At 70.9% G+C, this 13,677-nt stretch carries 14 protein-coding genes; 6 read left to right on the forward strand and 8 right to left on the reverse strand.

From position 1 onward, the window contains the following. The first annotated feature begins 149 nt into the window (after positions 1–149). Both ACLJN9_RS18035 and ACLJN9_RS18040 read left to right on the forward strand, forming a co-directional pair. Positions 150–701 carry an RNA polymerase sigma factor gene (locus ACLJN9_RS18035; RefSeq protein ID WP_410812572.1) on the forward strand — a complete coding sequence of 184 codons (552 nt, stop codon included), beginning with the start codon at positions 150–152 and terminating at the stop codon, positions 699–701. Further along, a complete protein-coding gene (locus ACLJN9_RS18040; RefSeq protein ID WP_410812573.1) occupies positions 698–1,468 on the forward strand; it encodes a hypothetical protein in 771 nt (256 codons plus the stop codon). The genes ACLJN9_RS18035 and ACLJN9_RS18040 overlap by 4 nt, the downstream gene beginning before the upstream one ends. A 130-nt stretch (positions 1,469–1,598) precedes the next feature. Here ACLJN9_RS18040 and ACLJN9_RS18045 read toward each other — a convergent pair whose 3' ends face one another. The 3 genes from ACLJN9_RS18045 to ACLJN9_RS18055 are packed head-to-tail and all read right to left on the reverse strand — an operon-like array spanning position 1,599 to position 3,640. Continuing rightward, positions 1,599–2,813, reverse strand: coding sequence for an RNA polymerase sigma factor (locus tag ACLJN9_RS18045; RefSeq protein WP_410812574.1), 1,215 nt, complete (start codon positions 2,811–2,813; stop codon positions 1,599–1,601). Between the two features lie 20 nt (positions 2,814–2,833). Further along, positions 2,834–3,187, reverse strand: a complete 354-nt coding sequence (locus tag ACLJN9_RS18050) for a YciI family protein (RefSeq protein ID WP_410812575.1) — start codon at positions 3,185–3,187, stop codon at positions 2,834–2,836. 39 nt (positions 3,188–3,226) lie between these two features. Continuing rightward, on the reverse strand, positions 3,227–3,640 hold the full coding sequence (locus ACLJN9_RS18055; RefSeq protein ID WP_410812576.1) for a DUF6069 family protein: 414 nt from the start codon (positions 3,638–3,640) through the stop codon (positions 3,227–3,229). A 288-nt stretch (positions 3,641–3,928) separates the two neighbouring features. Between ACLJN9_RS18055 and ACLJN9_RS18060 the strand changes: the two genes are divergently transcribed. From ACLJN9_RS18060 to ACLJN9_RS18070, 3 genes are all read left to right on the forward strand, one after another. Beyond that, a complete protein-coding gene (locus tag ACLJN9_RS18060) occupies positions 3,929–4,558 on the forward strand; it encodes a TetR/AcrR family transcriptional regulator (protein ID WP_410812577.1) in 630 nt (209 codons plus the stop codon). Positions 4,559–4,594: 36 nt separating this feature from the next. Further along, positions 4,595–6,088 (forward strand): DHA2 family efflux MFS transporter permease subunit, encoded by a 1,494-nt coding sequence (locus ACLJN9_RS18065; RefSeq protein WP_410812578.1) that lies wholly within the window; start codon positions 4,595–4,597, stop codon positions 6,086–6,088. Between the two features lie 109 nt (positions 6,089–6,197). Then, positions 6,198–6,989, forward strand: coding sequence for a maleylpyruvate isomerase family mycothiol-dependent enzyme (locus ACLJN9_RS18070; RefSeq protein ID WP_410812580.1), 792 nt, complete (start codon positions 6,198–6,200; stop codon positions 6,987–6,989). Between the two features lie 41 nt (positions 6,990–7,030). Here ACLJN9_RS18070 and ACLJN9_RS18075 read toward each other — a convergent pair whose 3' ends face one another. The 3 genes from ACLJN9_RS18075 to ACLJN9_RS18085 all read right to left on the reverse strand — a co-directional run bounded on the left by ACLJN9_RS18075 (position 7,031) and on the right by ACLJN9_RS18085 (position 10,743). Further along, entirely contained in the window at positions 7,031–8,230 is a 1,200-nt protein-coding gene (locus ACLJN9_RS18075) for an RtcB family protein (RefSeq protein WP_410812581.1), read from the reverse strand. Positions 8,231–8,591: 361 nt separating this feature from the next. Beyond that, complete coding sequence (locus ACLJN9_RS18080) at positions 8,592–9,347, reverse strand: DUF1223 domain-containing protein (protein ID WP_410812583.1); 756 nt, start codon at positions 9,345–9,347, stop codon at positions 8,592–8,594. Positions 9,348–9,432: 85 nt separating this feature from the next. After that, positions 9,433–10,743 carry an RICIN domain-containing protein gene (locus ACLJN9_RS18085; protein WP_410812584.1) on the reverse strand — a complete coding sequence of 437 codons (1,311 nt, stop codon included), beginning with the start codon at positions 10,741–10,743 and terminating at the stop codon, positions 9,433–9,435. A gap of 166 nt (positions 10,744–10,909) precedes the next feature. Here ACLJN9_RS18085 and ACLJN9_RS18090 point away from each other — a divergent pair, with 166 nt between their 5' ends. Further along, on the forward strand, positions 10,910–12,097 hold the full coding sequence (locus tag ACLJN9_RS18090; protein WP_410812585.1) for a spore photoproduct lyase family protein: 1,188 nt from the start codon (positions 10,910–10,912) through the stop codon (positions 12,095–12,097). Positions 12,098–12,185: 88 nt separating this feature from the next. Here the strand turns inward: ACLJN9_RS18090 and ACLJN9_RS18095 are convergent, their stop codons facing one another. Next, a complete protein-coding gene (locus ACLJN9_RS18095) occupies positions 12,186–13,100 on the reverse strand; it encodes an NADP-dependent oxidoreductase (protein ID WP_410812586.1) in 915 nt (304 codons plus the stop codon). Positions 13,101–13,172: 72 nt separating this feature from the next. After that, positions 13,173–13,661, reverse strand: coding sequence for a nuclear transport factor 2 family protein (locus ACLJN9_RS18100; protein WP_410812587.1), 489 nt, complete (start codon positions 13,659–13,661; stop codon positions 13,173–13,175). Positions 13,662–13,677 lie beyond the last annotated feature (16 nt).

Raw genomic sequence — 13,677 nt, forward strand, 5'->3', positions numbered from 1 at the left:
GGTGCCGCCTGACCAGGTCCCAAGCCCCCGTCAGGGACGTTACCGCCGGAGATCATCCAGACGCCCCGACACAGCACCGACGGGCATCGGGCGGAAGGTCCTGCGGATCGGTGTGTGATGGTCGTCGGGGATCCGGACAGGTAGGGGGCATGACGGCAACGGCGAACGATGACCGGAAGGAACGCTTCCGGCAGGTGCACGAGCAGACGTATCCCGATCTGCTGCGGTTCGTGGAACGGCGGGTGCCGCCCGCGGACGCGGAGGACGTCGTCTCGACGGTCTTTCTCACCGCATGGCGGCGCTACGACGATATGCCCGTCGACGCGCGGCCGTGGCTGTTCGGGGTGGCCCGCGGTGTGATGGCCAACCAGACGCGGGGCTGGCTGCGGCGTAGGGCGCTGGATGTCCGGATGGTCGCCGAGGACCGGCTGTCGGATGACCATTCCAGTGCGGCCGCCGGCCGAGTCGACCTGCAGCGCGCCTGGCAGGCACAGCGGCCAGCCGACCGGGAGGCGCTGGCTCTGGTGCTGTTCGACGGCCTGACCGTCGCGCAGGCAGCCGAGGTGGTTGGCGTCCGCGTGTCGACCTTTGCCATGCGGCTCAGCCGGGCGCGGCAACGCCTGCTGAGCGCGTACGCCGGCACGCCCGGCGATTCGACTCTGTCCATCACCCGTCCGCAGGCCATCAGGGGGCAGTCATGACCACGAATCTTCACGATCTGCAGCAGTTCACCGCGCTCGACCCGGCCGCGCGGCGGGAACCGAGCCCAGCCGAGTGGAACCGGTCGCGCCTCGACCTGGAGCAGACGATGAACGACGCGACGCCGGCCCCCCGCGCCCGGGTGGTGACGTCCCGCCGGTTCACTGTCGGCCTGGTCGCGGCGGCCGCCGTCGCGGTGGTGCTGGGAGTGCCCGCGCTGTTCCCGAGCACCGCGGAAAGGGCGGTCGCCGACTGGATTCCGACCCCTGGTTCGTTGACCGGTGCCGACGTGCTGCCACAGGCGAAGGCGTGTGTCGATGGAGGCGTCGGGGGCTTCGATCCAGGGAGTGTGTCACCGGAGCAGGTGGTGCTCGCCGACCAGCGCGGCGTCACCACCCAGCTGATCTTGAAGCAGGGCGCGGTCGTGGTGGAATGCCTGGTCGTCGACACCGACCAACCCATGGCCTGGATGACGATGGACGAATCGCGGCCGGCCACCCCGACGAAGCCGATCACCATCGAGATGATCAGCGCGCGAGGCGACGGCGACGACGAGTACTCGTCGGTCACGGGCCGGGTCGATCCGACGGTCACCGGCGTCGACATCATCCTGAACGACGGCGCGGTGATTCGCACCAGCGCCAAGGCGACGTGGTGGGGTGCCTGGTGGCCGGGCCCGGCCGCGGGCGAGGGCGCGTTCACCGTGCGGGTGCACACCGCGAAGGGAACTACCGACTACGACCCGTTCCACCTCACGCCAGGCAACTGAGAGACCACACCGCCTGACCTCATCGCCGTGCCCGGCGAGGTCAGGCGGTGGACTCTCCCATGCCGTCGACTGGGCAGAGCCCGCGTCGAGCGCCGCGGTCTCTGCCGTTACTGCCAGCGTCAACACCGGATCAAAGAACAGAATCAGGCCCCGGGTGCCGGCGGATATCCAGTGCGGTACGACGGGTCTGGAGGTAGGCCCGCTCGGTCTCGTTGGTGGCCAGTGCCGTGGCCTGGTCGTAGGCGGCTCGGGCCTCGTCGTCGCGTCCGAGCCTGGCCAACAGGTCGGCCCGGGTGGCGGGCAGCCGGTGGTAGCCCGGGAGGTCGACGCCCTCCAGCGCGGCGAGAGCCACCGCCGGCCCGTGCACCTCGGCGACGGCGACGGCACGGTTGAGCGCGACGACCGGGGTGGGCGCGAGTGCGAGGAGCTGGTCGTACAGTGCCAGGACCTGTGGCCAGTCGGTGGCGGCGCCGTCGGTGTGCACCGCGCTGATCGCGGCCTGGATCTGGTACGGGCCGGGCCGGTTGCGCCGCAGGCAGCGACGCACCAGGTCGTGGCCCTCGGCGATGAGTGGCCGGTTCCACAGTGACCGGTCCTGGTCGGCCAGCAGCACCAGTGCGCCTGTCGCGTCGAGCCGGGCCGGGCGGCGCGCCTCGGTCAGCAGCAACAGGGCGAGCAGGCCCAGGACCTCGGGCTCGTCGGGCATCAACGCGGCGAGTTCGCGCGCGAGCCGGATCGCCTCGGTGCACAGGTCCGTTCTGATCAGTGGCCCGGCGGTGGACGCGTAGCCCTCGTTGAACATCAGGTACAGCACGGTGAGCACCGGCGGCAGCCGGTCCGGCAGCTCATGTTCGGCCGGCACCCGGTACGGGATGGCGGCGTCTCGGATCTTCTTCTTGGCGCGCACGATCCGCTGGGCGACGGTCGCCTCCGGAACCAGGTAGGCCCGGGCGATCTCCGGTACGTCGAGGCCGCCGAGCAGGCGCAGCGTGAGGGCGGTCCGCGCGTCGGGAGCGAGCGCCGGATGGCAGCAGGTGAAGATGAGGCGCAGCTGGTCGTCCTTCACCGGTCCCACCTCTCGCGGCTCGTCCTGTTGGTGCAGCAGCAGGGCCTGGGCGTGCCGGGCCTCGCGGGTCGACTCCCGGCGGAGCCGGTCGACGGCACGGTTGCGGGCGGTGGTCACGATCCAGGCACCCGGGTTCGGCGGAGGGGTCTGCCACTTCTGCAGCGCGGTGGTGAAAGCGTCCTGGACCGCCTCCTCGGCGAGGTTGATGTCACCGAGGAGGCGGGCCAGGGTGGCGACGCAGCGGCCGTACTCCGCGCGGTAGATGCCCGCCAGGTCCATGTCGGGTGATCGGCTCCTGCTCAGGCTTCGGACAGGTCGCCGAAGGGGCGCACCTCGACCGGGCCGCAGGCCGCCGAGCACTTCTCGGCCCAGGCCAGCGCCTCGTCCAGGTCTGTGCAACTGATGACCCAGAATCCGGCGATGTGCTCCTTCGTCTCGGCGAACGGCCCGTCGCTCATGGTGGTGGTGCCGTTCTCGACGCGGACGACGGTGGCGCTGTCCGGTGACAGGAGCCCTCCGGCGAAGACCCACGCGCCCGCCGCCCGCATCTCGTCGTTGATCCGATCGGTCTCCCTGAACATGGTCTGCATCTCATCGTCGGACGGGGTTGGCGCGCCCTCGACGAAGTGCACGGACAACAGGTACTGCTTCATGACGGTCCTCCGGTGGGTCGGCGATCAGATGGTGGCTGGTCAGGCGGCCAGGCGGCGCGCGACAGTGGGGATCACGATCGCGGCCGCGACCAGGTGGGTGAGCATCAGCAGCGCCTTGGTGGCCGCCCCGGCGTCGGCGATCACGTCCGGCACCAGCGACAGGACCGTCAGCGCCACCGTCGTACGGACGAACGTGCGCCGCGGATGCCGGGCGAAACGGGACAGCAGCGCCGCGATGACCACGCCGATCAGCGAGAAGGCGGCGGTCAGCATGCCGAACCCCGCCACCGGAATCGGGGCGCCTCCGACATCGAGGCTGATCCCCCCCGCGTGGCCGGCAGCGGCGACGGCCGTGGTGGCGGCGCTCGCGGCGACCGTGGCGACGACACCGGTCCGGATCAGCGCACCGACGGTCGGCGTGGCGGCGGGGGTCGTGTTCGCAGTGGTGGTCATCGTGCCCTCCAGTGGGTGTGCGGCCCGTATCGGTGCCGGGCTCTCACCAGGGCTACGAAAAGGATCAACCCCAATCGACAAACATGCCCACATCTTTTCGAAGATTCTTGACGCCGGAGCATGGCCGCTGCGGGTGGGGCCGAGGTTCTGGCACCTGCGGGTGTTGGTCTGCCGGTTCGTGAAAACGAAATCGTTTCGCGGACTCGGTGCGAGAAAACTCACGAAAACCCGCCTGTTCCGGCCCTCGCCAACTAGTGTCGGTACGACATCGTTTCGCGGGGGTTCAGGATGCTTGGCGGTCAGCAGGTTGGCGCGGGTGCCGGGGTGCCGGCCGCCCGCGGCGCGCGCTGTTCCGACAACGCCCTGTTCGCCGTGGTCATCAACCTGGTGCGGGAGGTCGGCTACGACCGCACGACGATCGACGCCGTGGCCGCCCGCGCCCATGTCAGCAAGGCCACCATCTACCGGCGCTGGGACGGCAAGGCCGAGCTGGTCGTCGCCGCCCTGCGCGACCGCCAGGTGGGGGTGCACAGCCCACCCGACACCGGCTCCCTTCGCGGCGACCTCATCGAGTTGCTGCGCGCCACGGCCGCGATCTGCGTGGCCGACTGCGACCTGATGCAGGCGTTGACCTTCGCCATGCGGAGCAGTCCCGAGCTGGAACGCCTCGTACGCCACCAGGTGCTGCCCGCCGGGCGGGTGGCCAGCACGGCCATCCTGGTCCGGGCCGCCGCCCGGGGCGAGATTCCCCCCGAAGCCGGCGAACGTGACCTGTTCCACGACCTGGCACCCGCTCTCACCATGTCCCGCATCGTCGCGTACGGCCTACCCGCCGATGACGCGTTCCTCACCCAGGTCGTCGACCAGGTGCTGATCCCGGTGCTCCGCTACCAGCCCGACCGCCCGTCCCAGGCCTGATCCATCGACGTACGCACGCACACGGAAGGCTTCACCATGCCCGGAACCACCTCGACCGCTCCCGGCGCTCCCGGCGCCGGGACGTCGACAGGCGCGCCGCACCCGCGGCGCTGGATCGCGCTGGGGGTCATCGCGGTCTCGCAGCTGATGGTCGTCCTGGACGCCACGATCGTGAACATCGCGCTCCCGCAGGCCCAGGCGGACCTGGGGATCAGCGACGCCAACCGGCAGTGGGTGATCACCGCCTACACACTGGCGTTCGGTGGCCTGCTACTGCTCGGTGGCCGGATCGCCGACTACTGGGGCCGCAAGCGCACCTTCCTGGTCGGCATGACCGGTTTCGCGCTCGCCTCCGCGGTGGGTGGTCTGGCCACCAACGGCGAGCTGCTCTTCGCCGCCCGCGCGTTGCAGGGCGCCTTCGGCGCGCTGCTCGCCCCGGCCGCGCTGGCGCTGCTCACCGTCCTGTTCACCGAGGCCACCGAGCGCGCCAAGGCGTTCGCCGTGTACGGCGCCATCGCCGGCGGCGGGTCCGCGGTCGGCCTGCTGCTCGGCGGGGTCCTCACCGAGTACGCCAACTGGCGCTGGTGCCTGCTGGTCAACATCCCGGTCGCCGCCATCGCCATCGCCTTCGCGCTCCCGCTGGTGCCGGAGAGCCGGGCGCACGGCAACACCCGATACGACGTACCCGGCGCGGTGGTGGTCACCGCCGGCCTGGTCTCCCTGGTGTACGGCTTCACCAAGGCCGCCGAGGACGGCTGGGACGCCGCCGCGACGCTCGGTTTCATCGGCGCCGGCGTGCTGCTGCTCGCCGCCTTCGTGGTGATCGAGCTGCGCTCCAACCACCCGCTGCTGCCGCTACGGATCATCCTGGACCGCAACCGCGGCGGGGCCTACCTGGCCTCGACGTTGATCGGCGCCGGGCTGTTCGGTGCCTTCCTCTTCCTGACCTTCTACTTCCAGGTGGTGCTGCAGTACAAGCCGCTGGAGGCCGGGCTCGCGTCGCTGCCGGTCACCGCCGGCGTGCTGATCGCCGCGGGCGGTGCCAGCCAGTTGATGCCCCGGGTGGGCGCCAAGCCGCTGATGGTCGGCGGCGCCGTGCTCGCCGCCGTGGCCATGCTGGCGCTGACCCGGATCGACGTGGACACGTCGTTCCTCACCCTCCTGCTGCCGGCCCAGGTCATCCTCGGCATGGGCCTCGGCTTCACCTTCGTGCCGCTGTCCAGTCTCGCCCTGGTCGGGGTGCCGGAGCACGACGCCGGCGCGGCCAGCGCCACGCTCAACGCCACCCAGCAGGTCGGCGGCTCGCTGGGCACCGCGCTGCTCAACACCCTCTACACCAGCGCGGTCGCCGCGTACCTGGTCGGTCGTGCGCCGAACCCGGTCAACCAGATCGAGGCTCTGGTGCACGGCTACCGCGTGGCGTTCTTCTGGGGCGCGACCCTGATCGTGCTCGCCGGACTGGTCACCCTGATCCTGATCAAGGTGCGCAAGGAAGACATCCCGAGCGGCAACGCCGTGCACGTGGGCTGACCCGGACGTCGCGGCCGTCGGCCGGTCCGCTCCCGGTCGGGAGTGGACCGGCCGGCGGCCCAGATCCGGTAGCGTCCCGACCACCGTCGAAAATCCGTTGAGGAGACAGATGTCCACGGCAGCCGATCAGATCATTCACGCTCTGCGCGCGGGCCACGAGGAGCTTGCCGCGCTGGTTCGGGACCTCAAGGAGGACGACCTGCTCCTGCCGTCCGGGGCCAGCGAGTGGCAGGTGTCGCAGGTGCTCAGTCACCTGGGCAGCGGTGCGGAGATCAATCTTGCGTCCCTGACCGCCGCCCGGACCGGCGCACCCGGCCCGGACGGCGACTTCAACCGCGGCGTCTGGCAGCGCTGGGACGCCATGTCCCCGGCCGAGCACGCCGCCGGGTTCCTCGCCGCCAACGAACGCCTCGTCTCTGCGTACGAGGCGCTGGACGCCGAGACCCGTGTCTCGCTGCGGATCGACCTGGGCTTCCTGCCGGATCCGGTCGACGTCGCCACCGCGGGCCGGTTCCGGCTCAACGAGTTCGCCCTGCACCAGTGGGACGTCGAGGTGGCGTTCAACCCGTTCGCGACGGTGACGCCGGAGGCCGTGCCACTGCTGCTCGACCAGGTCGGCGGCATGCTGGGCTGGACCAGTCGCCCGGAGGAGCTGGCCGGCCAGCAGGCGACCCTGCTGGTCCGTCTCCAGCAGCCCGAGCGGACGTACGGGCTGCGGCTGGGTGAGCGCATCGAGCTGACCGAGGCGCCCGATCAGCCGGACGGCGAGCTGACCGCCCCGGCCGAGGCGTGGCTGCGGCTGGCGGTCGGCCGGCTCGGGCCCGCGAACACCCCGGACGGGGTGCGGGTGACCGGCCCGCTGAGCCTGGATGACCTGCGCCGCGTCTTCGCCGGCTTCTGAGGTCCGCGCGGGCCGGTGATCCCGGCCCGCGCGTACCCTCCTCAGCCCTTCACGCAGACCACCTGCTTGAGGTGCGCCACCACCTGCACCAGGTCCTCCTGCTGGGCCATCACCTCGGTGATGTCCTTGTACGCGCCGGGGATCTCGTCGACCACCCCGGCGTCCTTGCGGCACTCGACACCGGCGGTCTGCGCGGCCAGGTCGTCCGTGCTGAACGTCCGCTTGGCCTGCGCCCGTGACATCCGCCGCCCGGCCCCGTGCGAGGCCGAGCAGTACGCGTCCGGGTTACCCCGACCGCGCACGATGTACGACCCGGTCCCCATCGAGCCCGGGATGATGCCCAGGTCTCCCTTGCCGGCCCGGATCGCACCCTTGCGGGTGACCAGCACCTCCACGCCGTCGTAGGTCTCCTCGGAGACATAGTTGTGGTGGCAGGAGATCGGCTCGTCGTAACCGACCTGCGGGAAGTGCTCGCGCACCACACCGCAGAGCAGGGCCAGCATCGTCGCCCGGTTACGCCGCGCGTACTCCTGCGCCCACCACAGGTCCCGCCGGTACGCCTCCATCTCCGGCGTGCCGGTGAGGAACACCGCGAGGTCCCGATCAGGCAGGTCGGTGTTGTGCGGCAGACCTCGCGCCACCCCGATGTGCCGCTCGGCCAGCTCCTTGCCGATGTTGCGCGACCCGGAGTGCAGCATCAGCCACACCCGGCCCTCGTCGACGCCGCCCTGCTCCAGGCAGACCTCGATGAAGTGGTTGCCCCCGCCCAGGGTGCCGAGCTGCCGGCGGGCCCGCGTCTCCAGCTGCGCCACCCGACGGTCCAGACCGGCGAACCGGCCCCAGAAGTCGTCCCAGCCGGCCTGCTCCAGGCCACGGACCCGGCGCGTGTCGACCTGCTCGGTCCGCTGGGTGAAACCGACCGGAATGGTCGCCTCGATCGAGGACCGCAGCGCGGCCAGGTCGTCCGGCAGGTCGGCGGCGGTCAGCGAGGTGCGCACCGCCGACATCCCGCAGCCGATGTCGACTCCGACGGCGGCCGGCGAGACCGCCTGCCGCATGGCGATCACCGAGCCGACCGTGGCGCCCTTACCGAAGTGCACGTCCGGCATCACGGCGACGCCCTGCACCCAGGGCAGCGCGCCGATGTTGCGCAGCTGCCGGGCAGCCTGCGCCTCGATGGCGTACGGGTCGGTCCAAACCCGGACCGGTGCCCGGGTGCCGGCGAGGGGGGTGAATCCCATCATGGTCTCCTACTGTGGTGCCGATGCCACCGTCGCACGGTGACCGGAAGTGATCGTGCGCCCGCCGGCGGGGTTCGACGGCGGTACGCGGATACGAAAGAGCCGCCCGATCCCCGGTGGGGTGGGCGGCCGGCGGACGCGTCAGCGTCGGCGTCAGTCGCGCCACCCCAACTCCCGGCCCTGTTCTGGGCGGAGGCAGCGGGTTGCGGCGTTGGTGAACGAGAGGGCCCGGGCAGAGGGCAGGCGCCAGGCGGCATCGGTGCGGATGCGTCGCGACACGGCGTACCCCCTCGGGTGTGTGCGGTTGACCTGCACCGACGAGAGTAGGAGGGCGGTGGCGCGTCCGCAATGGATATTGTTGCTACCGCTGGGTCGCCGACGGCAGCTCATCACCGTGCCCGGCTGGCAGGTCGACGGCCGCCGCGCCCACGACGGCCCCGGTGCCGTCGCGCTGTACGTAGCCGACCACCGAGGCCTGTCGAGGATCCAGGTCCGGCGGCATCTCGAGGTCGACCCGCCCGTGTTCGACGCCCAGACTCATCGACGTGAAGGCGCGGACCACGTTGTCCTGCCGCAGCGTCCGGCCCGCGTTCTCACCCCGGGCGATCTCGCTGACCAGACCGCGTTGCACGACGGCCACGTTCAACACCGCCTGCTCCGGTGGTCGCTCGACCTGGTAGGTCACCGTCATCCGGTGCGCGTCCGCGGTGGCGCTGTCCTGAACTGACAGCCCGAGCGACGTGGCGGCGGCCGCGTCGAGGGCGGACCCGATCTCCGTGGCCGCCCGCTGCCGGTCGGAGCCCACGAACTCGACCGATCCGTTGACGATCATCTGCGGCGTGTACAGGCCTCGGGAGCCGAAGGCACGGGCGTACGCCTCCTGGCGGGCGCTGTACGACGCGTCCGCGAACTGGTCCGGCCAGCCCAGATGGTCCCAGTAGTCGACGTGGAAACCGAGGGCGAAGACCGGTTCTCCCCTCTTTCTGGCGTCCTGGTCGATATCGGTCAGCGCCTCCTCGGCGGGAGGACAACTGTTGCAGCCCTGGGAGGTGAACAGTTCGACGACAGCGAAGCCACTGTCCGCACCTGTCGACCCGCTGCGTCCTGGTTCCGTCATGGCGCGTCGTCTCCTCCGTCGGGCCCTCTGACGGCTCTTCGATTCCCGCTCCGGCCACGGCCATGCCTACCGGACCTCGACGCGTCTACGGCTGTGGCACCAGCCGGAAGGACTGCGCGGCGGTGCCGTTGCAGGCGTACTGGATGAGCTGGACGCTGTCCGTGGTGGACGCTGCCGGCACGTCGAGGCACCTGCCGCTGCTGCGGTTGACCAGGCGGTAGTAGCCGCCGCCCTCGGACTCGGCGCGCCACTGCTGGTTGTTGCCGCCGCTGTAGGACCAGAGCTGGATGGGCGCCGAGTCGGCGGTCGACCGGTCGGTGACGTCGAGCACCTGGGCGCTGTTGTTGCGGTTGTTCACCCGCAGGTAGCCGCCGCTGGTCGGCGCGAACTGGTACTGCTGGGCGGCGCTGTTGTTGCAGGCGTACTGCTGGATGGCGGTGCCGTTCGTGCTGGCGGCGGCCCGCGCGTCGACGCACTTGCCGCTGGCCCGGTTGACCACGGTGTGCCAGGCGGTCGGCGAGATAGGGCCGTCACTGGGCGGGGGCGTCGTCGGGGGGACGGTGGTGGCACCGGCGAGCCAGTGCAGCCCGTCGATCAACAGCCGGTTCTGCGGTTCACTGTCGAAGGTGGAGGAGAGCCCGGTGTTGGTGTTGTAGTTCATCGCGTTGTGACCGAAGTTGGCGTAGAGCATCTTGTACGACCTGTTGGTCCACACGATCGGGTAGTAGCCGCCGTACCAGGACTGGTTGGGGTCGGTGCCGACCGGGAAGCTGGACGGGTCGATCGAGGCGAGAATGTCGATGTTGGGGTTCTGCCGGAGATCGTTGCTCCAGGAGTACCACTCGCTGATCGACGACGGGAACGTCGCGGGGAGTTGCCGGGTGGCCGGGTGGGTGCGGTTGTCGGCGCGCAGCGTGACCCGGGTCGGCCCCCAGGTGTTCGACTGGAACGCCCCGGTGCCGAGGAAGGTGTTGTAGTACCAGTTCCAGCTCGACGGGTTGGTGGTGAACGCCGACACGTGGAAGCCCAGCCAGGCCCCGCCGTTCTGCATGTACTGCTGGAACGCGGCACGTTGCGCCGGAGGCGGCGCGTCGTCGAGGAACATGATGACCTTGTATTGGGCCAGGTTCGCCGTGTTCAACTGGCCCCAGTTGTTGGTCGCCTCCCAGGAGAAGCCGTACTGGGCGGCCGCCTGCGGGAACCAGGCCCGGGCATCCCGGACGAAGTCGATGTGCGCGGCGTCCCACGTGCCGTTGTAGAAGGCCAGGACCTTGAACGTCGGGGCGGCCTGCGCGGCACGCGAGGCGTTGACGGCGAGGCCGCCGCTGAGCGCGACGACGAAGGCGACCACCAGAGAGATGACCCGCCTGGTACGGGTGGAAAGTTGTGCGATCACCTGATCGTCCCTTCGGTCGTGTCCCGGGACGCGCGCCGACGCGTCATCGTGAACATCTGTTCACAAGGTTTACAGATTGATGAAAGATTATGTGCTGGGTTGTTCGGCGTCAATTCCGCACCGGCCCTCCGGGTGGGATTCCTGCGCCAGCGGGTACCTCGGACGGATGACCAGCCCGGACGCCGTCGACGTCGACCAGCCGCTCGCCGTGGACGTACCCGCCGCGCCACACGACGCCAGCGGCGAGCAGGTGCCCACCCGTGACCTGGCCGGGCTCGCACCGAGGGCACGCCCGGCCCGACGCTGGACGCCGGGACGGGTGGTGGCCACGCCGGCCGCGCTGGAGCACCCGCACGGCCGGCGGATCATCGACCGGGTCGAGACGCTGGGCATCGAGGTGGAACGTCTGCGGTCCAACCGGCTCACCGGCGTGCGCGCAAGCACCGACCGGGAGACGTACGCCCGGGCCAAGTCGACCATGGCGATCGTGGTGAGCCCGCCCTCGCGGCGCGCCCTGCAACCCATCGCGCCCAGCGCCGACTGGCGGGTCGACCTGGCCGAGGGCTGCCCGGCGCACTGCCAGTACTGCTACCTCGCCGGGTCACTGTCCGGGCCACCGGTGACCCGGGTGTACGCCGACCTCGACGACATCCTGGCCGGGCTGGAGGCGTACGCCGGGCGTGGAACGGTGACCAGTCGCAACGCCCGGCGCGCCGACGAGGGCACCACCTTCGAGGCGTCCTGCTACACCGATCCCCTCGCGTTGGAGCACCTCACCGGCAGTTGGCGTCGGGCGGTGCAGCACTTCGCCGGCTGGGACGCGCCCGTGCAGCTGCGCTGGACCACCAAGTACGCCGACGTGGACAGCTTCGTCGGGCTGCCGCACGCCGGCCGCACCCGGGTCCGGTTCAGCGTCAACTGCGCCCCGGTCAGCGAGCGGTTCGAGGGCGGCACGGCCCGGGTGCCGGACCGGCTCGGCGCGCTGCGCCGGCTCGCGCTCGACGGCTATCCCGTCGGGTTGACCATCGCGCCGATCATGCCGCTGCCGGACTGGCGGGAACGCTACGGCGAGCTACTGGACCTCGTCGGCGCGGCGGTCGACGGCGTACCCGAACTGGACCTGACCGCCGAGCTGATCACCCACCGGTTCACGCCGGGCAGCAAGGAGGTGCTGCTCGGCTGGTACCCGCGCACCCGGCTGGAGATGGACGAGGACTCCCGCAGTCGCAAACACGGCAAGTTCGGCGCGGTCAAGTACGTCTACCCGCGCGACACGATGGCCGAGCTACGCGGCTGGTTCACCGCCGAGCTGGCCGCCCGGGTGCCGGCCTGCCGGATCCTCTACTGGACCTGACGCCCGCGCGTCTTTGGTGCCGCTGCCTCCGGCCGCCCACCGAACCGCCGGCACCACTGCGCTGTCACCGCGGTAGTGCCGTAGCGCCTCACGGGACAAGAACGATCTTCCCGCTGTGGCGGCCGGCCGCGAGTGCCCGCTGCGCCTCCGCGGCCTGGCGCAGCGGATAGGTCGCGGCGACCCGGATGGTGAGGTCGCCGGCTTCGACCAGCTGGACCAACTCCTTGAGCGTGGGCAGGTCGTGGCGAGCGAAGACGGTGGTGGCGTCGGGGCTGGCGTCGGCGATGCTGACGGCGCGTACGCCGGGACGGCCGACGGCGGCCGTGCTCGCCAAAGCTCCGTGACCGGCAGCGTCGAGGACGGCGTCGACCCCGCCGGTGGCGACGTCCCGGACACGCTCGATCAGGCCGTCGCCGTAGGCGACGGGTGTGACACCGACAGACCGCAGGTAGTCGTGGTTCGACAGGCCCGCGGTGCCGATGACGGTCGCGCCCGACCGGACCGCCAGTTGAGCGGCGAGGGAGCCGACGCCACCGCTGGCACCGTGCACCAGCACGGTCTCACCGGATGTCACCCTGAGATGCTCGACCACTGCCTGGTACGCCGTGAGCCCGGCGAGCGGGAGACCCGCCGCCTCGGCCCAGCTCGCGTTGGCGGGCTTGCGGGTGACGGCCGTGACCGGCGCGGCGACGAGCTCGGCGTACGTGCCGTGGTGCAGGACCGGCTCGCGCAGATAGCCGATGACCTCGTCACCGGGCGTCCACTCCGGTGCGCCGGCCCCGGCGCGCTCGACGACGCCGGCGAAGTCCCACCCGGGTACGACCGGAAAGAAGGTGTCCATCGAGTCGGCCAGCGCGCCGGCGCGGATCACGTTGTCGGCCGGGTTGAGCCCGGCGGCCCTGACACGGACCAGCACGCTGTCCTGTTGCGTCTTCGGCGTCGGCAGGTCGGCGAGTTCGAGCACCTCGGGGCCCCCGAAGCTGCGGTACACAATCGCCTTCACGGTGTCGTCTTCCCATCTGTCGTCAGAGCTCGTCGGGCTGGGCGAGGAGAGCGGCCAGCCGCTCTCCTGGAGTCAGGCGCCAGGAAGTGCCATGGGAAGGTCCATCCGGACCTCGTGGCGGAAGATCTTCCACGCACCGTCCACCCTGCGCAGATCGGTCTCGTAGTAGCCGCTCTCGACGGGGCGGACGGTCCCCTGCGCGCCGAGGGTTCCCGCCGGCCAGCCGGTCGCGGGCCGCTCGGCGCCCCGCACCTCGAAGACGACGAACTGGGCGCTGATGTGCGCGGTGTCGCCGGTGGTGTCGACGAGGTGGTTGGCGGTCACGTGGTGGCTCGAGCCGAGGGGCGGGTGCGGGCTCATGAAGGTGTCCACGGCGTACCGGACGGCGGCTGGGCCGAGCAGCGGGTCGCCCACCGGCTCCCAGGCGGCCGGCCCGGTCCTCGTGTAGATCTGGGTGGTCGAGTCATCGGTGAACAGGGCCGCCTGAGCTGCTCCGTCGCGCCGGTCGGTGGCGCGGACGTACCGGGCGAGGACGTCTTCGATGCTGCGTTCGTCGCTCATGTCTGACTCTGGCTCC

It is taken from the genome of Micromonospora sp. 067-2, assembly GCF_046549295.1.
In the GTDB taxonomy this organism is placed as follows: Bacteria; Actinomycetota; Actinomycetes; order Mycobacteriales; family Micromonosporaceae; genus Micromonospora.